Raw genomic sequence first — 21548 nt, 5'->3', positions numbered from 1 at the left:
CCACAAGAGCCGGAAAGGGCCGGCGGCGCGAGCGCATATCAGAGAGGATGCCGCGGCCAGAACAAATGCTGCGGACGCAGGAGTAGCAAGACATGAAGCGAATCGAACAAGTGGCCGGCGCCGGCAACGGGATGACGCGCGGCGCCGCCCGCCTGATGCTGACGCCACGATGGTGGCCGTGCTGGCCGCTTGCGGCGGTGGTGGTGGCGGCGGTGATGCCGGTACCCCGGTGGTGGGCGGCGGCGGCACGGGCGGCGGTGGCACCACGCCGGTCACCACGCCGACGATGACCTTGGCCTTGTCCTCGTCGACGGTGACCGCGAACGCGCCGGCCACGGTGACCGCTTCGCTGCGGACCGCCACTGGCGCTCCGATTCCGGGCACGGTCGTGACGTTCACCACCGCCGGCAATCTGGGCAAGTTCGAGCCGGCCTCGGCACTGACCAATGACAGCGGCGACGCGACGGTGACCCTGTCTCCGGCCAGCGCCACCAACACCGGCGCCGACACGATCACCGCGACGGCGAGCGTCAATGCCGCCAATGTGACGGCGACCGCCGGCTTCCAGCTGACGGCTACCAACGTCACGATCACCTCGCTGACGTCGGACCTGGCTTTGCCTGCGCTCCCGCCCAACGGTGAAACCACGCTGACCGTGGCGCTGTCCTCGTCCGCGATCGGTACGCCGGTGAATGTGTCGTTGACGTCGGCGTGCGTCATCGCCGGCCGCGGCACCTTGACGCCTGCCAGCAGCGTGACGACGAGCACCGGCGTGGCGACCTTCCGCTTCCGCGACAACAGCTGCGGCAGCTTCCAGAACACCGATACCTATCAAGCGACCATCGCCGGCAGTGCGGCCACGCAGTCCTTGTCGCTGAATCTGGGCAAGCCCTCGGCCCAAAGCATCCAGTCCACCAGCAACGCGACGCAGACGATCTACCTGAAGGGATCGGGCTATACCGAGTTTGCGAATGTGTCGTTCCGACTGGTGGACGCCAGCGGCAACGGCGTGCCGAACCAGCCGATCGACCTGACCGCCAACATCTGGTCCGGCGGGCTGACGCTGGATGGTGCAACGCAGACGACGGTCACCAAGAACACCGACAACAACGGCGATGTGGTGGTCCGGGTCAATTCCGGCACGGTGCCGACGCCGGTGCGGGTGTCCGCGACGCTCAAGGGCACGTCGATCTCCACCGTGTCCAGCGCGCTGTCCATCGCGGTCGGCCTGCCTTCGCAGCTGAACTTCTCGCTGGCTCAGGGGACGATCAACATCGAAGGCGGCAGCCGTGACGGCACGGCGAACACCTATTCGATCATCGCGTCCGACCGCCTGGGCAACCCGGTGCCGGACGGAACGGCAATCAACTTCGTGTCGGAAGCTGGCCAGGTGGTGAACACGGTGTTCACGGCCAAGGATGCCAGCGGAATCTCCCGCGCCACGTCGAACTTTGTTTCGTCGGAACCGCGCCCGGCGGACGGCCGCGTCACGGTGCTGGCGTATGCGCTGGGTGAAGAGTCCTTCATCGACCAGAACGGTAACAACGTCTACGATGCCGGCGAGCAGTTCCAGAACCTCGGCTCGGTGTTCCTGGACCGCCTGTACAACAACCACTACAGCAACACCGATCAGTTCATCAAGCAGAACGACAGCACCGGGACCAACGTCTGCACGAATGATCCGAACAACGTGCTGACGCAGCCGGCTACCTCGCTGTTCAGCTTCTCCGCCTACACGCCGTATGTGCCGAACACCTGCGATGCGGGCCAGGGCAAGGCTTATGTCCGTCGTGCGGTGGAGACGGTCTTCTCGTCTTCGACGGCTGGCATCGTCTGGGGTCTGAAGGCGCCGGACAACCTGCGCGGTACCTGCCCGGACAAGCGTGAGCTGATCGACTTCGGCGCTTTTGGAGAGGAGCCCAAGGGCAGTGGTCTGTACGGCTACTACCGCGACGCGAATAACGTCGTGCAACGCTCGACCTGGCTGGGCTATTCCCAGGACGAAGCGGCTCGCCCCAACCTCCGTCAGGTGGCTCCGGTGGGTACGGGCGTCGTCTATTCGGGCGGCGCGTCGAGCCTGTCGCTGTTCTTCTTTGTCAGCGACAACAATCCGGTGGCCTTCAACCCGATGCCGGCAGGCAGCAAGGTCACGGCGACCGGCAGCGATGGTCTGACGGTCACGGTCCAGGCCGGTGCCACCACGCCGAGCACGTCCTATCCCACGGGCGCATCGATCGATGTCAAGTTCGCGGACACCACTGCGTCCGGCACTGTGTACATCACGGTTACCTCGCCCAGCGGTACTGGGGTGACGTTTGCACAGAACGTGGCCAAGGCCGCTGTCCCCGGAACTCCAGCAGCGTGCAACTGACGTTGAGCCTGGTCGGCATGCCCGGCGGTGGCAAATCCACCGTCGGCCGACTGCTGGCCAGACAGCTCGACATGCCTTTCGTCGACTCCGACGCCGAGATCGAAAAGGATCTCGGCGGTGAGTCGATCAAGGACTACTTCGCCCGTCAGGGCGAAGCGTCGTTTCGGGACCTCGAATCGCGTGTGATCGCGCGCTTGCTCGAGGGCGCGGGAACGGACCGCGAAATGATCCTGGCCACTGGCGGCGGCGCGGTGCTGCGCGAGATCAATCGCGAACGGCTCAAGGCGCATTCGACAGTCGTGTACCTTCGCTCGTCGCCTGAAGAACTCTTCCGGCGGCTGAAGCACGACACCCAGCGGCCGCTGCTGCAAGTGGCCAATCCGCTGGCGAAGCTGCGCGACCTCTATGGACAACGCGATCCCCTCTACCGCCGCTGCGCGCACTTCGTGCTCGAGTCGAGCCGCCCCTCGGTGCATGGGCTGGCCAACATGATCCTGATGCAGCTGGAACTCGCGGGTCTGATCGATCCGGCCCGGGTGGCGGCGACCGTGGGGGCGAGCGAGGCCCCGTACACTTCCGGGAATGACCGCTCCGCTTCCTGATTCCACGTCTTCCGCGGCGGCGTCGGCCGCCGGCGCGACCACGGTCGCCATCGATCTCGGCGATCGCCGCTACGACATCCAGATCGGCCCCGGACTCTTCGACGACGCGTCGACCTGGTCCGGCCTGCCGCGCGCGGCCGTCGCGCTGATCGTCACCAATGACACCGTCGCGCCGCTCTACCTCGAACGCCTGAAGCGCCAGCTGGCGCCGCATTACAAGCAGGTCGAATCGGTCATCCTGCCGGATGGGGAGCAGCACAAGAACTGGGCCTCGCTGGACCGGGTCATCGATCACCTGCTCGCCGGCGCGGCCGATCGCAAGACGGTGCTGTACGCGCTGGGCGGCGGCGTGATCGGCGACCTGACCGGCTTCGCGGCTGCCATCTACATGCGCGGCGTGCCCTTCGTGCAGGTGCCGACCACCTTGCTGGCGCAGGTCGATTCGTCGGTGGGCGGCAAGACCGCGATCAACCACCCGCGCGGCAAGAACATGGTCGGTGCGTTCTACCAGCCGGTGCGTGTGGTGGCCGATCTCGACACACTGGATACGCTGCCCGATCGCGAGTTGTCCGCCGGGTTGGCGGAGATCATCAAGTACGGACCGATCGCCGATGCGATCTTCCTCGACTGGATCGAGCGCCACCTCGACGCCCTGCTCGCACGCGACAAGTCAGCGCTGGCTCACGCGGTCAGGCGCAGCTGCGAGATCAAGGCCTGGGTCGTCGGCCAGGATGAGCGCGAGAGCGGCCTGCGCGCGATCCTGAACTTCGGCCACACCTTCGGCCACGCGATCGAGACCGGCCTCGGCTACGGCGAGTGGCTCCACGGCGAAGGGGTGGGCTGCGGCATGGTGCTGGCGTCCGAGTTGTCGGCACGACTGGGCTTGATGCCGCCAGCATTCGTCGACCGGATGACGCGCCTGCTCGAGCGCGCCCGGCTGCCGGTGAAGGCGCCGCGGATGCCGATCGAGCGCTGGCTCGAACTGATGCGCGTCGACAAGAAGAACGAGGGCGGCGAGATCCGTTTCGTCGTCATCGAGTCCCTGGGCAAGGCCGGCCTGCGGGGCGCACCCGATGCGCTGGTGGCCGAGGTGATCGAGGCCCACACCGAGCCCGGACAACGCTGAGAAGCCCGAACCCACGATGACGATGCTGCGCGCGCCCTACGCCTCCGATCCCGCGCGCAGCCGCGGTCGCCGTCATCCCGAGGCGCCGGCGCCGACCCGCAGCGAATTCCAGCGCGATCGCGACCGCATCGTCCACAGCACCGCCTTCCGTCGGCTGGTCTACAAGACGCAGGTCTTCCTCAACCATGAAGGCGACCTGTTCCGCACCCGGCTGACCCATTCGCTGGAGGTGGCGCAGCTGGGGCGTTCGATCGGGCGCAGCCTGGGCCTGGACGAGGACCTCATCGAGACCGTCGCCCTCGCGCACGACCTGGGCCACACGCCCTTCGGTCACGCCGGCCAGGACGTGCTGAACGACTGCATGAAGGCGCATGGCGGCTTCGAGCACAACCTGCAGTCGCTGCGCGTGGTCGACAAGCTGGAGCAGCGGTATCCCGCTTTCGACGGACTGAACCTCAGCTTCGAGAGCCGCGAGGGCATCCTCAAGCATTGCAGCCGCCGCGACGCGGAACGGATCGAGCAGCGTGAACCCGGCGGCGTCGCCGCGCGCTTCCTCCATGGCGGCCAGCCGAGCCTGGAGGCGCAACTCTGCAATCTGGCCGACGAGGTCGCCTACAACGCGCACGATGTCGACGACGGCGTGCGCTCGGGGCTGGTGACCCTGGAGCAGCTCGAAGAGGTGGCGCTGACGCATCGCTATCTGCGGGAGACGCTGTCGGCTTATCCGGACCTGACCGGCAAGCGACTGCTCGCGGAGACCATCCGCCGGATGCTGTCCCAGCAGGTCTACGACGTCATCGACGCCACGCGCAGCGCCATCGAGGCCGCCGCGCCGGCCGACGCCGAGGACGCCCGCACCAAGGGCCCGCTGGTGCGCTTCAGCCCCGACATGCGTCAGGCCAGCACCGAGCTCAAGCGCTTCCTCTTCAAGAACCTCTATCGCCATCCGGCGGTCCAGGCGCAGCGCGACCGCGCGGAGCAGGTGCTGCGAGAGCTGTTCCAGATCTACCTCACCGATCCCGGCCGGCTGCCGGCGGATTTCGCGGATGGCGAGGACCACGCCCGCGCCTGCGCCGACTACATCGCCGGCATGACCGACCGGTTCGCGCTCAGGGAACATGAGCGGCTCACCGGCAAGCGCCTCATCGCGGCCTGATCATGTCGGCGAATGCCGCCTCCGGCGGCTGCGAATGCTCGATCGACAGCCGGCGCCATAATTGGGGACAGACTTCCGTTCCCACCATGGCAAGACTTCCTCGGCTGGCGCTCGCCGGCCATCTGCATCACCTGATCCATCGCGGTCACAACCTGCAGCCGATCGTCGTTGACGACGAAGACCGCAAGGCCCTGCTCGCGGCGCTGCAGGACAGCGCCGCGACGCACAAGGTGGCGATCCACGCCTATGTCGTGATGCCGAATCACCTGCACCTGTTGGCCACGCCCTCCACGACGGACGGCCTGAGCCGCATGATGCAGGCGCTCGGGCGACGTTACGTGAGCGCCTTCAACCTCCGCCACGGCCGTGTGGGCACCTTGTGGGAAGGCCGTTTCCGCGCGGCGCCGCTGGAGGCGGACACCCACCTGCTCGCGGTCATGCGCAGCATTGAGCTGAACCCGGGACGCGCGGGGCTGGGCGATCCCGGCGACTACCCGTGGTCCTCCGCCGCGCACCATCTCGGCCACCGGCGCGACCCTCTGATCAGCGACCCGCCCGGCTTCTGGGCCCTGGGCAATACCCCATTCGAGCGCGAACTGGCTTGGCGTCGGTGGTTGGAGGAGGGCGAAACCGAAACCGAGCGCCAGAAGCTGATCGACTCCGCGCTGAAAGGGTGGCCGCTCGGATCGGCACGCTTCCTGCAACTGCTGGGCGAATTGAGCGAGCGCCCGATGAGTCCGCGCCCCCGCGGTCGGCCTCGCAAGGTGAAGCCGGGGGAGGCAACATGATCATTTCCTATCTGTCCCCATTTAATAGGCTCGCGCCCGCAACGCATCCTGCAATTCGAGACTGACCCCATTTAGTTATGCTTGTGCCATGCCGGCACGCGCCTTAACCTGCGCGGGTTTCGTTTTCGAGAGTTCAGGAGGCCACCGATGTCGGCAGCTCAAGATCCGCGCGCAGCGCAATCGTCGTCCCCCGCCACGACCGCCGACGCGGTTTCCGCCACGCTGCCGACGGCCGGCCCGTCCGCGACCGAGATCCGCGAGCTGGCCGCCCATGGCCTGTACAACGGCGCCAACGAGAAGGACGCCTGCGGCCTGGGCTTCGTGGCCCACATCAAGGGCCAGAAGGCCCACCACATCGTCCAGCAGGGCCTGAAGATCCTGGAGAACCTGGACCATCGCGGTGCGGTCGGCGCGGACAAGCTGATGGGTGACGGCGCCGGCATCCTGATCCAGATCCCCGACGAGTTCTATCGCGCCGAGATGGCCCAGCAGGGCGTCACGCTGCCGCCGCCGGGCGAGTACGGCGTCGGCATGATCTTCCTGCCCAAGGAACACGCCTCGCGCCTCGCTTGCGAGCAGGAACTCGCCCGTGCGATCAAGGCCGAGGGCCAGGTGCTGCTGGGCTGGCGGGACGTGCCGGTGGACCGCGACATGCCGATGTCGCCGACCGTGCGCGAGAAGGAACCGATCATTCGCCAGATCTTCATCGGCCGCGGCCCGGACATCATCGTTCCCGACGCGCTCGAGCGGAAGCTGTACGTGATCCGTAAGACGGCCTCCAGCGCGATCCAGGCGCTCCATCTGACGCACAGCCGCGAGTACTACGTGCCGTCGATGAGCTGCCGCACCGTCATCTACAAGGGTCTGCTGCTGGCCGACCAGGTGGGCAAGTACTACCGCGACCTGGCCGACCCGCGCGTGGTTTCCGCGATCGCGCTGGTGCACCAGCGCTTCTCGACCAACACCTTCCCCGAGTGGCCGCTGGCCCACCCGTACCGGATGGTGGCCCACAACGGCGAGATCAACACCGTCAAGGGCAACTTCAACTGGATGCGCGCCCGCGAAGGCGTCATGAAGTCGCCGGTGCTGGGTGACGACCTGAAGAAGCTGTACCCGATCAGCTTCGAACACCAGTCCGACACGGCCACCTTCGACAACGCCATCGAGCTGCTGACGATGTCGGGCTACCCGCTCGCGCACGCCGCGATGATGATGATTCCCGAGGCCTGGGAGCAGCACGAGTGGATGGACGAGCGCCGCCGCGCGTTCTACGAGTACCACGCCGCGATGATGGAGCCGTGGGACGGCCCCGCCGCCATGGTCTTCACCGACGGTCGCCAGGTCTGCGCCGCGCTGGACCGCAACGGCCTGCGTCCGGCCCGCTACTGGGTCACCGATGACGACCTCGTCGTGCTGGCCTCCGAATCCGGCGTGCTCCCCATTCCGGAATCGCGGGTGGTCCAGAAGTGGCGCCTGCAGCCCGGCAAGATGTTCCTGATCGACCTGGAGCAGGGTCGCATCATCGACGACGAGGAACTGAAGACGCAGTACGCGAACGCGCGTCCCTACCGCCAGTGGATCGAGAACGTGCGGGTCAAGCTCGACGAGATCCCCGCGCCGGAAGCGGCCGCGCCGGTGTTCCCCGCTTCGCTGCTGGACCGCCAGCAGGCCTTCGGCTTCACCCAGGAAGACGTGAAGTTCCTGCTCGCGCCGATGGCCGCGAACGGCGAGGAAGGCATCGGCTCGATGGGCAACGACAGCCCGCTGGCCGTGCTGTCCGACAAGAACAAGCCGCTCTACAACTACTTCAAGCAGCTGTTCGCGCAGGTCACCAACCCGCCGATCGACCCGATCCGCGAAGCGATCGTGATGTCGCTGAACAGCTTCATCGGTCCCAAGCCCAACCTGCTGGACATCAACGCGGTGAACCCGCCGATGCGCCTGGAGGTGACGCAGCCGGTGCTGGACTTCGCATCGATGGCTCGTCTGCGTGCGATCGAGCACCACACCAACGGCAAGTTCAAGCCTTACGAGCTCGACATCACCTACCCGCTGGACTGGGGCCGCGAGGGCGTGGAGGCGCAGCTGGCCTCGCTGTGCGCTGAAACCGTGGACGCCATCAAGGGCGGCCACAACATCCTCATCATCACGGACCGTCACCTGAGCGCGAACCGGGTCGCCATCCCGGCGCTGCTGGCGCTGTCGGCGGTGCATCACCACCTGGTCCGCGAAGGCCTGCGCACCACCTGCGGCCTGGTCGTCGAGACCGGCACGGCACGCGAGGTCCACCATTTCGCGGTGCTCGCGGGCTTCGGCGCCGAAGCGGTCCATCCCTACCTCGCCCTGGAGACGCTGCAGGCGATGAGCGCGGAGCTGCCGGCGGCGCTGTCGGCCGACAAGGCGATCTACAACTACATCAAGGCGGTGGGCAAGGGACTGTCGAAGATCATGTCCAAGATGGGCATCTCGACCTACATGTCCTATTGCGGCGCGCAGATCTTCGAGGCCATCGGCCTGAAGTCCGACTTCGTCGCGAAGTACTTCCGCGGCACGCCGACGCAGGTCGGCGGCATCGGCGTGTTCGAGGTCGCCGAGGAAGCGCTGCGGCTGCATCGCGCCGCCTTTGGCGACGACCCGGTGCTGGAGCACATGCTGGACGCCGGCGGCGAATACGCGTGGCGCACCCGCGGCGAGGAGCACATGTGGACCCCCGACGCGATCGCCAAGCTGCAGCACAGCACGCGATCGGGCAAGTTCGACACGTACAAGGAATACGCCCAGCTGATCAACGACCAGAGCCGCCGCCACATGACGCTGCGCGGCCTGTTCGAGTTCAAGTTCGACCCGACCCAGGCGATCCCGCTCGAGGAGGTCGAGCCGGCCGCCGAGATCGTCAAGCGCTTCGCCACCGGTGCGATGTCGCTGGGCTCGATCTCGACCGAGGCGCACGCGACGCTGGCCGTCGCGATGAACCGCATCGGCGGCAAGAGCAACACCGGCGAGGGCGGCGAAGACCCGGCGCGGTATCGCAATGAGCTCAAGGGCATCAAGATCACGGCCGGCACGAAGATGTCGGACGTCGTCGGCAGCAAGGTCGTCGAGGTCGATTACGAACTGCAGGACGGCGACTCGATGCGCTCGCGCATCAAGCAGGTCGCGTCGGGCCGCTTCGGCGTCACGACCGAGTACCTGGTCAGCGCCGACCAGATTCAGATCAAGATGGCCCAGGGCGCCAAGCCCGGCGAGGGCGGTCAACTGCCCGGCGGCAAGGTCACCGACTACATCGGCTTCCTGCGCCATTCGGTGCCGGGCGTGGGCCTGATCTCGCCGCCGCCGCACCACGACATCTATTCGATCGAGGACCTGGCGCAGCTGATCCACGACCTGAAGAACGTCAACCAGCGCGCCGACGTCTCGGTCAAGCTGGTCTCGGAAGTCGGCGTGGGCACGATCGCGGCGGGCGTGGCCAAGGCCAAGGCCGACCACATCGTGATCGCCGGCCATGACGGCGGCACCGGCGCGTCGCCGTGGTCGTCGATCAAGCATGCCGGCACGCCGTGGGAACTGGGCCTGGCCGAAGCGCAGCAGACGCTGGTGCTGAACCGCCTGCGCGGCCGCGTCCGCGTGCAGGCCGACGGCCAGATGAAGACCGGCCGCGACGTCGTCATCGGCGCGCTGCTGGGCGCCGACGAGTTCGGCTTCGCGACCGCGCCGCTGGTGGTCGAGGGCTGCATCATGATGCGCAAGTGCCACCTGAATACCTGCCCGGTCGGCGTCGCGACGCAGGATCCGGTGCTGCGCAAGAAGTTCAGCGGCAAGCCCGAGCATGTCGTCAACTACTTCTTCTTCGTGGCCGAGGAAGCGCGCCAAATCATGGCGCAGCTGGGCATCCGCAAGTTCGATGAGCTGATCGGCCGCGCCGACCTGCTCGACACGAAGAAGGGCATCAGCCACTGGAAGGCCAAGGGCCTGGACTTCACCCGCGTCTTCCATCGCCCGGAACTGCCGGCCGACGTGGCCCGCCTGCACAACGATCACCAGGACCACGGCCTGGACCGCGCGCTGGACGTCAAGCTGATCGAGAAGTGCCTGCCCGCCTTCGAGAAAGGCGAGAAGGTGCGCTTCATGCAGGAAGTGACCAACGTTCGCCGGACGGTGGGCGCGATGCTGTCGGGCGAACTGATCCGCCGTCGTCCGGAAGGGCTGGAGGACCAGACCATCTTCATCCAGATGGAAGGCACGGGTGGCCAGAGCTTCGGTGCCTTCCTGGCGCCGGGCATCACCTTCTACCTGATCGGCGACGCCAACGACTACACCGGCAAGGGCCTGTCCGGCGGCCGTGTGGTGGTGCGCCCGTCGATCGACTTCCGGGGTGACGCGACGAAGAACATCATCGTCGGCAACACCGTGCTGTACGGCGCGACCAAGGGCGAGGCCTTCTTCCGCGGCGTCGCGGGCGAGCGCTTCGCGGTGCGGCTGTCCGGCGCAACCGCGGTCGTCGAGGGCACGGGCGACCACGGCTGCGAGTACATGACCGGCGGCACCGTCGCCGTTCTCGGCAAGACCGGTCGCAACTTCGCCGCCGGCATGAGCGGTGGCGTCGCGTACGTCTACGACGAGGATGGCCAGTTCGCCAAGCGCTGCAACACGGCGATGGTCTCGCTGGACAAGCTGCTGCCCGCGCACGAGCAGGAAGCCACGATGGACAGGGCGATCTGGCACAAGCTCGGCGATGGCGAGGCCCGCACCGACGAGGCGATCCTCAAGAAGCTGATCGAGGATCACCACCGCTGGACCGGCAGCCAGCGCGCCCGCGACATCCTGGACCACTGGGCCGAGTCGCGCGCCAAGTTCGTGAAGGTGTTCCCGACGGAGTACCGCCGCGCGCTGGGCGAGCTGGGTGCCGCCAAGGAAGCCGCCGCCACGATCGCCCACGCCAAGGCGCCCGCCGCCAAGGCCAAGGTCTGATCCGTCGCATCGAAGTCGCAAGAGATTCAGGAATTCAGGAGCGAGCCGCCATGGGAAAAGTCACCGGCTTCATGGAGTACGAACGTCTGGAAGAGGGCTATGAGCCCGTCGAGGCGCGTCTCAAGAACTACAAGGAATTCGTCATCGGCCTGAACGTCGAGCAGGCGAAGCAGCAGGGCGCCAGATGCATGGACTGCGGGACGCCGTTCTGCAACAGCGGCTGCCCGGTCAACAACATCATTCCGGACTTCAACGACCTGGTGTACCGGGGAGGCGATGCTGACTGGAAGAGCGCCATCGCGGTGCTGCACTCGACCAACAACTTCCCCGAGTTCACCGGCCGCATCTGCCCCGCCCCCTGCGAGGCCGCCTGCACGCTCAACGTCAATGACGACGCGGTGGGCATCAAGTCGATCGAGCACGCGATCATCGACCGCGCCTGGGCCGAGGGCTGGGTACCGCCCAGACCTGCGAAGGTCAAGACCGGCAAGACGGTGGCGGTCGTGGGTTCCGGCCCGGCCGGCTTGGCCGCGGCGCAGCAGTTGGCGCGCGCGGGCCACAGCGTCACCGTGTTCGAGAAGAACGATCGTGTCGGCGGCCTGCTGCGCTACGGCATCCCCGACTTCAAGATGGAGAAGAGCCACATCGACCGCCGCGTCCAGCAGATGGAAGCGGAGGGCGTGGTGTTCCGCACCGGCGTCATGGTGGCCCACCTGCCCGAGGGATCCAAGGTCACCAACTGGGCCAAGGATGTGGTCACGGCCGATGAACTGACCGAGAAGTTCGATGCCGTGCTGCTCGCCGGCGGTGCCGAGCAGTCGCGCGACTTGCCGGTGCCGGGCCGCGACCTGGCTGGCGTGCATTTCGCGATGGAGTTCCTGCCGCAGCAGAACAAGGTGAATGCCGGCGACAAGCTCAAGAACCAGCTGCGCGCCGACGGCAAGCACGTCATCGTGATCGGCGGTGGCGACACCGGCAGCGACTGCGTCGGCACCAGCAACCGTCACGGCGCCAAGAGCGTCACCCAGTTCGAGCTGATGCCGCAGCCGCCGGAGGTCGAGGACCGGCCGCTGACCTGGCCCTACTGGCCGATCAAGCTGCGCACCTCGTCCAGCCACGAGGAAGGCTGCGAGCGCGAATTCGCGATCGCGACCAAGGAATTCCTCGGCGAGAAGGGCAAGGTCACCGGCGTGAAGACGGTGCGCGTGGAGTGGTCCAACGGCAAGATGGTCGAGGTTCCGGGCAGCGAGCAGGTCCTGAAGGCGGACCTGGTGCTGCTGGCGATGGGTTTCGTCAGCCCGGTCGCGTCGATCATCGATGCCTTTGGCGTCACCAAGGATGCCCGCGGCAACGCCAAGGCGACCACCGATTTCAACGGCGGCTACAAGACGAACGCGGCGAAGGTGTTCGTGGCCGGCGACATGCGCCGCGGCCAGTCGCTGGTGGTCTGGGCCATCCGCGAAGGCCGGCAGGCGGCACGCTCGGTCGATGAGTTCCTGATGGGGGACAGCGCGTTGCCGCGTTGATCAGCCGGATCCAGAAAGCGAAAACCCGCTGTCGTGAGACAGCGGGTTTTTTCATGCCCACGGAGCCGTAGCGAGCGGCTGACAAGACGAAAAAAAGCCCGGCGGGTGCCGGGCTTCGGTTGTGGAGCGGGCGATCAGAGCGCGCCGTTCGTGCTGTTGCGCAGCGGGATTTCGCGCCAGTTCAGGATCTTGGCGCCGACCGCCGAGCCCTGGTTGGGCTTGCTTCGGCACAGCGGATCGCCCGGGGGGCAGACGTTGCACGTCGGATCCTTCGCATCGCAGGTCGTCTTGGGCGACGAGGGAGTCGACCCGCTGAGGACCAGGTCCACGCCCTCGTCCGTCTTCACGAACAGCATGTCCGTGACGGCGAAGCCCGGATCCAGGTAGGCCGCGTTGTTGGCGAACTGCGTCTGACCGCTGGAAAGATCGATCAGGTAGACACGGCTGACACCACCGGGGTTGCAGGCATCGGCCGTCGACGGCAGCGTCGCGGAGAAGGCGGCGAAGCTCAGGTAGTAGGTCGGGTCATTCAGCACGCGGTAGCCCGAAGGCAGATCGAAGTACCAGCCCGATTTCACCTTGTAGTCGATGCTCGCCTTCTGCGTCAGGTCCGTGAGCTGCACCAGGTTGGCCGAGGTGATCGGGAACACGTTGTTGGTCGGCGCGTCGCCCGAATTGCTGAACTTGGCGACCGTGCCGTCGACGACGCCGTACAGACGCTGCAGCTGCGTGCTGTTGATGTCGTTGGCATTGAGCATCTTGCCGGTGCCGAAGGCCAGGAACCGACGGTAGGTGTTGGTATCGCCGATGGGCACGACCGCCGTGGTGATCGGCTGTGGCGTGTTGTTCGGACCGACCGCGCGTGCCACCTTCACCAGGTTGGGATAGCCATTGCTGCCGGAGCGCAGGTCCGCACGCCAGACATTGCCGCGCAGGTCGCCGCCGTAGACCGACTCGACCACCAGCGTCGACAGGTCGGGATAGAACGGCGTCAGCTGGTTCAGACCGGCTGGATCGCCGGCAGAGGCGTCGTCGGACAGCGCGTCCGCGCTGATCGTCGTGATGATCGCGCCGGTCTTCGGGTTGAGCACGTAGATGCGGGCCTTGCCGGAAGCATTGTTGTGGCCGGTCGGAACCAGCACCACCCAGCCGTGCGTGGCCGTCTTGGTGATCACGGGTTCGCCGAACAGCATGCCCATGTCCGGCGCGGTGAACTCCCACAGCACCTTGCGCACCGCATCGTCTTCGCTGGTGACGTCCGACAGGTCGGTCAGGTCCAGCGCGTAGACGCTGCGCCCGCCCTTGCCCAGGCCGCCGACGACGATCGTGTGCCAATCGGCGGCACCGCGCTGGCCATCGACATAGCCGAAGTCCACATCCATCGCCGTCGGACGGGCGTCGACGAAGAAGCGGTGGTTGAAGTTGGGATTGCCCAGGATGGCCAGGCCGTCGGTGCCCGGTGTGGCCGGGTTGCTGGGGCCGGCGAACAGCGCGCCCGGGATGTAGGCGAAGATCTCGCGGCCGGCGGTGCTGCCCGTCAGCGAGCCATCAATCACGTGCACCATGCCCGCGTTCGTGCCCACCACCAGGTAGTTCGGACGCTTCTTGGTGGCGACAGCCGCCTTGTACGCCGCGTAGCCAGGGTTGGCACCTTCCGACAGGTTCATCGACGGTTGAGCGACCACGGTGACCTTGGAGTTGACGATGTCGCCTACCAGTGACGAGCGGGTGCGGTACTTGCCGGTGCCCTCGTTCGACTGGTCCCCGCGCAGGTAGTTCACATACTCGTCGGTGGTGTCGGTGGTGTTGTAGCTGGTGACCAGGCCGGCCTGCTGAGCGGAGCCCACGCTGGAGGTCTTCTGGAAGCGCACCGCCCTCTTGGTGTCGGTGTTGTAGGTCACCACTCGACGGTCGTCCTTCCAGCCCGTGCCGGCGAGTTGAGCCGCCAGCTTGGTGGAGAAGCGCCAGGCCTCGACCTGCGTGGTGGCGGTGCTGCCGTTGGCGGCGCTGAGCGTGCTGGCAATGACCTCGCCGGTCCACTGCTTGGCGTCGTACTGCGTGGCGTAGCTGGCCACGCCGGCGGCCGTGATCTGCTGCGAGGCGGTGCTGAAGGCGGTCGAGTACGCCTTCATCCGCGAGGCGATGCTCGCGAATGCGTTGGACAGGCCACTCACCATCTGGTCCGCCTTGGCGGCCGTGAAGTAGGTATCGGGGCGCAGTTGACCGCCGACGGTGTCGGTGCTGTCGCCGGTGTGCCACCAGCCTTGCGTCAGGTCCGTCGTGCGGGTCAGCGGGTTGAAGTCCGTCGGCAGGTTGGCGCCACCGTAGCGCGTGGCCAGGTAGTACTGGTTGTTGGACTTGTAGGCGCCGAACTCGAGCACGTCCAGCCAGTACGTTTGCACCGTCTGCATGCCGGCCGAGTTCTTGTCCGATTCCGCGTCCGGGCGGATGTCGGTCGAGTTGGCCCAGTACGCCATGCCCGCGATCAACGCGCCGTTGTTGTTGCAGCAGCCGTTATAGCCCTGGACATTGCCCAGCGAGGCATTGACGCCGCTGAGCTTGCCCACGCGGTTGGTCCATTCGACGGCATCGAAGGCCTTGTCGTCGGTCACTTCGGTCGGCTTGGTCGGCTCTGAGGAGCCGGTCGCGCCCGGCAGGTTGCGGTCCGCGTGGGTGTTGACGTCGCCGATGCCCAGGATGAAGTTCTTCTGGCAGGAATACTCCATCGGGTCGCCCCAGTTGGAGATCACCGGGAAACCGTCGGCCTGCGCGGCCCGCGTGGTCTTGCTGCTGGGAGCGGAGTAGCTGGCGACGTTGCCGAGATTGCGGTAGTAGCGCAACGCGGCGTAATAGAGTTCGCCGACCGGGTCGTAGGTCTTGTACGAACCCGAGGCGCCGAACTTGTTCAGGTAGTTCATCACCCCGCTGTAACTGACGTTGACCCCATAGTAGGCGGCCATGTCCGCCACATCGTTGATGTTCGCGCTCGCGTCGACGTTGGGGTTGTCCACCATGATGCCGGTGTTCGGATCCCATTCGCGCTGCGCGTTCGCGACGGGATCGCCGCCCGGCACCGGTTTGGTCGGACCGACGTACTTCTGGCGCGAGCGCAGAACGCCGCCATCGCGGCCCAGGGTGGCGTCATTGAGATAGCCGAACGCGCTGAACCGGATCTGGCTGGCGTAGTCCTGAATCAGACCCTCCGGCTTGTAGATCGTGTTGTTGGCGTAAGGCTTGCAGTTCTGTTCCAGGTAGCTGTTGTTCGCCGAGCTCAGCGTGTTGTCGCAGACGCGGACGCGGATGTCGACCAGATACGAGACGCCGCCGTTCCACGAGGACGACGTGGGATCGAAGGCCGTGGGGTTGCCGCTGTTGTTGTCTCCGCTGTTGGAGATGCGCATGCTCACGCCAAGGCCCTGGATACGCATCTTCAGGCCGTTCCAGGCGTTGCCGTTCTGATCCACCAGTGGCGTGGCGCCGGCGACGATGGTCTGCGAGGTGATGGAGCGATCGGGGAAGTTGCCGGTGTTGCCCTGGCCGCTGGCATAGGCCTTCTGCAGGACGGTGGCCGTCGTCGTGTCGACCACCCGCGACCCACCGGTCAGCGCCCACCGGAACGGGTCGATGGTCTGCATGGTGGCGTAGTTCAGGAAGTTGCCGCTCCACTTCTTGCTGCAGACGTGGCTTGCCGCCTTGGCCGTCGGCGCGAAGTGGTCCACCGGGATCGCGGTCGTGGACTTCCTGTAGTCGTAACACTTGTTGGGGTCGAAGTACCCGAGGTAGGTCGACGCCGGGTTGTAGGTCGCGTCGGTGTGGGCGTTGCTCACGGCGGTCGGATATTCCACCGACAGTGCCAGGGCCAGGTTGCCCGGCACCGCGACGGAGGCGAACACCGGTTTGTCGGCCAGCACGGTCTGCGCATTGGCGATCGACATCGCGGCCAACAAGGCCGCGGCGCCGCTCAGGCGCAAGGAAAGACGAGAGGGGAACATCGAGGGCCTCTGATCAGTTCAAGGTGGTGAACGTACTCTGATAGAACGAGTACGCGTTGTGCGGGCCGGTGACGCGCACGGTGATGCGATAGGTCGGTTGGGGCTGCGGCTTCGGATTGCCGGGCTTGGCCCCGAAGTTGTTGGCCCGGCCCAGCATCTGGCAGTTGGCCGGATCGAAGGCGCCGGTGTTCAAGCACAGCCGGTCGATCAGGTAATGGACGGTGACGTTGTCGCTGGCCAGCTTGATCTCGTTGGCCGAGCTGCCCAGGCCGGACAGCCCGCCGCCGGTGGTCGTGTCCAGCAGCGCCAGCGGAATGCCGGAAGCGTCGCTCGGGAGCATCGTCGCGCTGTAGTTCTGTGCCGCGTTGCTGGTCCAGCGCGCCGAGGTCAGCGCCAGGGCGCCGCCAGGGGACAGGGCCGTGCTGGCGAGGCGGATGGCGCGTTCGCTCTGGTTGGTCATCTCGCGCTTGAAGCCGAAGTAACCGACGCTGGCCAGCGTCACGTTCATCGATTTCATCGCGGCGGCGGCGCCGATCAGAAGCACGGCGAGGGTGATCAGCGCGATCACCATGATCACGCCGCGCTGGCGCTTGGGGAGGGTCGGGGCGGTGGAACGCATGGGAGGCCTCGGGATGGGGACGGCGGCGGACGGGGACGGTCCGCTCAAGGCGGCACCGGACGCGCGGGAGCCGTCAGGATGGCGTTGCGCACCGGCACCGTCAGTTCGATGAGGCGGTAATGGCGAAGCTGCTCGGCCTCGGGGAGCTTGATCGTCGTCTGCATCGCCGCCGGCAAGGCGGAGAACATGGTGAAGGTTCCGGGCGAGACGTATTCCTTGTCGCGCTCGATCCGGTCCCCGCGCACCAGCATCGAGATGCTCACGGCCACGATGTCGGCGCCCAGTGCCGGGGTCGCGGTCAGTCCGGCGGCGTTGTAGGGAGCGGCGGACGGATTGACCCAGCTCGTGATCACGCCGTTGCCCGCGGGCGCCACCCCGAAGCGCACGCGGAAGTCGATCACGTTGTCGGCCAGCGGCACCGGGAGGTCGGCATTGGGGATGTTGTTCATCTGCAGCATGTCGTAGGCGACCAGTTGCCGCTTGTCATTGATGCCGATCAGCTGGAAATGGGGCTGGTTGCCATTGATGTTGCCGAGGTTGGTCACGCTCAAGGGACTGGACACGCCGTAGCTGACCAGGTTGTTGGTCCCGACCGCGGCCGCGTAGTAGGGGCCGTCGAGCGGCACGCCCGGGGCGGCGGAGCCGACGAAGTTCGGCGCCACCTGGGTGATCAGGCAGCGGCGCGAGAGCTCGGTGAGCATCAGCAGGTCGCCGCCGCGAAGGCCCAGCGTGTTGTTCATGTTGAAGGCGTTCACCTGCACGGTGCCGGTGACCACTTCCTGGGGCGCTTCGCTCATGCCCGCGGAGGTGGTCATGATCTGGATGACGTCGGACGGACCGTTGCCGAACTTCGCGTCGAATCCGAGTCCCGCATAGACAACGATGGGCATCGCCGCCACGGCCCCCGGAACGTTCTGGAACGGGGCGGGGAAAGCCGACTGGCGCGGCAGGATCGGCGCGCCATTGCGCGCGACATCGAGCGGGCAGCCGAAGCTCAGGGCCTGGTTCTGGAACAGGCCGGAACCGATGCTGCGCAGCTGGCGGTCCAGGTCGTAGGACAGGTAGCCGCTGTTCTGGGCCAGGTCGGAAGTGGTGGCGCTCTGGCGCTTCGACTTGTCGAAGGCGTTCATCATGATGCCGAGCGCGGCCATGAGCACCAGGCCGATCGTCATCGAGATCAGCAGCTCGACCAGGGTGAAGCCGAAGGCCGCGCGCATGGCGCCACGGCGGAGGAGGGGACGGCGATGCATCGTCATGGTCAGTTCAGTCGCACGTCGGTGTAGTACGTACGCGCATCGCCGGCAGGCGTCTTCCACGTGATCGTGATGCGCTTGGTGTTCGCGAGCGTCCCGACCGGCGCATCGGCAACATCGCCCTTCGCGCCGACGAGGCCGGAGGCCGAGACGCGCGCCTGCCATGCAGCGATGGTGGGCGGCAGGCTCGTGTTGTAGAGCCACATGTCGTTGGCCATTTCCGAGGCCAGGGTGGCCGCACGCTGGTTTTCATCGGCGCCGGAACTGGCCTGCGAGGCACGGGCCATCAGCGCGACCAGGCCCACGATGCCGATCGTCATGACCAGCATCGCGACCATCAATTCGATCAGCGTCATGCCTCGGGCGCGCGCCCGGGAAGGGCGCGCGCGCGACTTGGTGAGAAGGTGTTCATTCGGTGGCCGCCTTGTTGACGGCTTCACAGCCGTCGGGTTCGGAGTCCGACAGCAGACGCTCGCGGTCGCACAGACGCACCGTCCCGCCCAGGGTCACCCAGACGGACAGCTTCTTCTGATTGGCGGCTGTCGAACTGGAGTCGATCCAGTAGATCGAGTTGCCATCGGCATTGACGTTGCAGGAGGCGCCGGCCACCGGGGCGTTGAGCATCACGGGCCGCCCGTTGGGGCCGAAGCAGACTGCCGTCGGTCCGGTGATGGTGATGTTGGAGGTCGCATCCGTCACCGAACCGCACTGGAGCGGCTGCGTGGGCGCGGGTTGGGTGATCAACGGGTTCGCGATCAGCTGGACCACCCAGAATCGGCCCGTGGCCGACGCAGCCGAGTTCAGCGCGCAGCTGGAATCGTCGGTGCGGTAGAAGACCACCGGCTGGTAGGAGTTGATCGCCTGGGCCTGCGCGTTGCGCAAGCTGGTGGAGAGCGAGCTGCCGGCTGTCCGGATCTGGGCATTGGTGGCCCAGGATCTCATCGTCGGCGCGGCCAGGGCCGTCGTCAGGCCGATGATCGCCAGCACGATCATCAGCTCGATCAACGAGAACCCGCGTGACGCGCGGCCCTTCGTCCTCAGCATGCTTCACCCTTCACCATCACCCACCGGCTGGTGCAGGTGTTCCAGCCCGTGGGCGCGCCGGTGGTCTGGCGCTTGTCCGCCTGGTCGACGGTGAAGACGAAATCCTTCAGCAGCGTTTCGGTGCTGGTGGCCTTCAGCGTGTAGGAGCTGGCGCCTGGCGCGTCGCAGCCGATCGTGAACTTGCCGTTCTTGCGCGGCGTCGAGCACGGCGGCGTGGCCGAACCGCTGGCCGCATAGGTGCGGAAGTTCTGGTAGTAGGCTTCCATGTCGGCCCGCATCATCGTCAAGCCGGTGGCCGCGTCGGCGAGGGCGCCGCGCATGTAGTACGACCGGTAGCTCGGCAGCGCGATCGCCGCCAGGATGCCCACGATCGCCACCACGATCATCAACTCGATCAGCGTGAAGCCACGCGACGTGGACCGGCGAGCCGGCGACGAAAAGTTCCCGAACATAAGCGCTCCTGTTTGCTGAAATTATCGGCAGCCGCCCCTGGAAGGCGAGGCCGCTCGTCGTGCCTCGGATTCCGCCCGTCTCGCGGCGGCCTTCGACTGTGACGTCCGTCACGGTTTGGCGCCCGTTGACGCCTTGTGCAAGCGTCGCCGGGCGTCCCGCGCACCGGCCCCGCCCATCGGCAAGCCACGCACGCGGGCCCATTGTGACCAGCGGTTACGCGTCGCGAAGCCCTCGATCCCGGCGTCAATCCCCCTTCATCGGGCTGTCGCATATCGCCACCCCGCCCCAGGTGTCCTCCGGCATCAATTCGGGCTTTACCCTATGATCCCGGCTCCCGGACGCCTGCCGCCCGGCATCGTCCCGGATCTATTCCAAGAAATGGCATTCACCGATCCCTCCTCCTCCCCTGACGCCCGCCCGCTGATCGAGGTGAAGGGCGTGACTGTCGGTTATGGCGACCGGGTCATCCTGAAGGACGTCAACGTCACCCTGCCGCGCGGCAAGGTGATGGCGCTGATCGGATCCTCCGGCGGCGGCAAGACGACGCTGCTGCGGCTGCTGACCCGGCAACTGCGCCCGCAGTCCGGGCAAGTGCTGTTCGACGGGCAGGACCTGGCGCCGATGGACCAGACCCAGCTCTACGCCCAGCGCCGGCGCATGGGCATGCTGTTCCAGTTCGGCGCCCTGTTCACCGACCTCAGCGTGTTCGAGAACGTCGCCTTCCCGCTGCGCGAGCACACCCGCCTGCCCGAGCCGATGATCCGCGACCTGGTCCTGATGAAGCTCAACGCGGTCGGCCTGCGCGCGCCCGCGACCTGATGCCCAACGAGGTCTCCGGCGGCATGGCGCGCCGGGTCGCGCTGGCGCGTGCCATCGCGCTGGATCCCGACCTGGTGCTCTACGACGAGCCCTTCGCGGGCCTGGATCCGATCTCGCTGGGCGTCACCGCCCGCCTGATCCGCGACCTGAACGACGCGCTCGGCCTGACCAGCGTCATCGTCTCGCACGACATCCATGAAACCTTCGGCATCGCCGACCACGTGGTGATGGTCGCCAACGGCGGCGTCGTCGCCCAGGGCACGCCGGAGGAGCTGCGTCACAGCCAGGATCCGCTGGTGCACCAGTTCGTCAACGCCGAGTCCGACGGTCCGGTGCGCTTCCATCAGCCCGCCAAGCCGGTGCGCGAAGACTTCGGGCTGCCCCAGGAGATCTCCGCATGATCGGCCTCGCGACCTCCATCGGGCGCGGCCTGCGCCTGAAGCTCGGCGACTGGGGCTGGTCGGCGCGGCTGCTCGGCGCCCTGCTGCTGCACCTGGGCGCGTGCCTGCGCCGCTTCGCGCTGGTGCGCGAGCAGATCTATTTCCTCGGCAACCGCTCGCTGTCCATCATCGGCGTGTCCGGGCTGTTCGTCGGTTTCGTGCTGGCGCTGCAGGGCTACTACACCCTGCAGCGTTACGGCTCGGCCGAGGCCGTCGGCCTGCTGGTCGCCCTCAGCCTGGTGCGCGAACTGGGACCGGTGGTGGCGGCCCTGCTGTTCGCCGGCCGGGCCGGCACCTCGCTGACCGCCGAGATTGGCCTGATGAAGGCCGGTGAGCAGCTCAGCGCCATGGAGATGATGGCGGTCGACCCGGTGCAGCGCGTGCTGGCGCC

The 21548-nt window shown here is 66.7% G+C and carries 14 protein-coding genes and 1 pseudogene; 9 read left to right on the top strand and 6 right to left on the bottom strand.

Annotation, left to right across the window (positions count from 1 at the left end):
- Nucleotides 1–169: 169 nt before the first annotated feature.
- From FUT87_RS00930 to FUT87_RS00900, 7 genes are all read left to right on the top strand, one after another.
- Nucleotides 170–2371 (top strand): hypothetical protein, encoded by a 2202-nt coding sequence (locus FUT87_RS00930; protein ID WP_147239784.1) that lies wholly within the window; start codon nt 170–172, stop codon nt 2369–2371.
- Entirely contained in the window at nt 2368–2973 is a 606-nt protein-coding gene (locus tag FUT87_RS00925) for a shikimate kinase (protein ID WP_147239796.1), read from the top strand. Before FUT87_RS00930 ends, FUT87_RS00925 begins: the two co-directional genes overlap by 4 nt.
- Complete coding sequence (aroB, locus tag FUT87_RS00920) at nt 2954–4099, top strand: 3-dehydroquinate synthase (protein ID WP_147239783.1); 1146 nt, start codon at nt 2954–2956, stop codon at nt 4097–4099. The genes FUT87_RS00925 and aroB overlap by 20 nt, the downstream gene beginning before the upstream one ends.
- A gap of 22 nt (nt 4100–4121) precedes the next feature.
- Nucleotides 4122–5255: a deoxyguanosinetriphosphate triphosphohydrolase gene (locus FUT87_RS00915; protein ID WP_147239795.1), complete on the top strand. Its 1134-nt coding sequence runs from the start codon at nt 4122–4124 to the stop codon at nt 5253–5255.
- A gap of 2 nt (nt 5256–5257) precedes the next feature.
- The gene (locus FUT87_RS00910) at nt 5258–6043 is read left to right on the top strand and encodes a transposase (protein ID WP_310735086.1); all 786 of its coding nucleotides are present in this window, start codon (nt 5258–5260) and stop codon (nt 6041–6043) included.
- Between the two features lie 147 nt (nt 6044–6190).
- Complete coding sequence (locus FUT87_RS00905; protein WP_147239782.1) at nt 6191–11011, top strand: glutamate synthase-related protein; 4821 nt, start codon at nt 6191–6193, stop codon at nt 11009–11011.
- A gap of 50 nt (nt 11012–11061) precedes the next feature.
- Entirely contained in the window at nt 11062–12537 is a 1476-nt protein-coding gene (locus FUT87_RS00900) for a glutamate synthase subunit beta (protein ID WP_091727211.1), read from the top strand.
- A gap of 134 nt (nt 12538–12671) precedes the next feature.
- Here the strand turns inward: FUT87_RS00900 and FUT87_RS00895 are convergent, their stop codons facing one another.
- Genes FUT87_RS00895 through FUT87_RS00870 form a run of 6 tightly spaced genes read right to left on the bottom strand, consistent with a single transcriptional unit; the run spans nt 12672 to nt 19897 of the window.
- On the bottom strand, nt 12672–16529 hold the full coding sequence (locus FUT87_RS00895) for a pilus assembly protein (protein WP_147239781.1): 3858 nt from the start codon (nt 16527–16529) through the stop codon (nt 12672–12674).
- Nucleotides 16530–16542: 13 nt separating this feature from the next.
- A complete protein-coding gene (locus FUT87_RS00890; protein ID WP_091727204.1) occupies nt 16543–17148 on the bottom strand; it encodes a hypothetical protein in 606 nt (201 codons plus the stop codon).
- Nucleotides 17149–17192: 44 nt separating this feature from the next.
- Nucleotides 17193–18365, bottom strand: a complete 1173-nt coding sequence (locus tag FUT87_RS00885) for a PilW family protein (protein WP_183482522.1) — start codon at nt 18363–18365, stop codon at nt 17193–17195.
- 41 nt (nt 18366–18406) lie between these two features.
- The gene (locus FUT87_RS00880; protein WP_255511601.1) at nt 18407–18841 is read right to left on the bottom strand and encodes a prepilin-type N-terminal cleavage/methylation domain-containing protein; all 435 of its coding nucleotides are present in this window, start codon (nt 18839–18841) and stop codon (nt 18407–18409) included.
- Entirely contained in the window at nt 18810–19445 is a 636-nt protein-coding gene (locus tag FUT87_RS00875) for a GspH/FimT family pseudopilin (protein ID WP_147239778.1), read from the bottom strand. The genes FUT87_RS00880 and FUT87_RS00875 overlap by 32 nt, the downstream gene beginning before the upstream one ends.
- Nucleotides 19439–19897, bottom strand: a complete 459-nt coding sequence (locus tag FUT87_RS00870) for a type IV pilin protein (protein ID WP_091727192.1) — start codon at nt 19895–19897, stop codon at nt 19439–19441. The genes FUT87_RS00875 and FUT87_RS00870 overlap by 7 nt, the downstream gene beginning before the upstream one ends.
- A 379-nt stretch (nt 19898–20276) precedes the next feature.
- Here FUT87_RS00870 and FUT87_RS00865 point away from each other — a divergent pair.
- Nucleotides 20277–21118 (top strand): annotated as a pseudogene (locus FUT87_RS00865) (ABC transporter ATP-binding protein).
- A partial coding sequence (locus tag FUT87_RS00860; RefSeq protein ID WP_147239777.1) for an ABC transporter permease occupies nt 21115–21548 on the top strand: 434 nt, incomplete at its 3' end. The pseudogene FUT87_RS00865 and the gene FUT87_RS00860, both read left to right, overlap by 4 nt.

This window comes from Mitsuaria sp. TWR114 (genome assembly GCF_007997345.1).
This window is presented reverse-complemented; position numbering and strand designations above follow the sequence as displayed.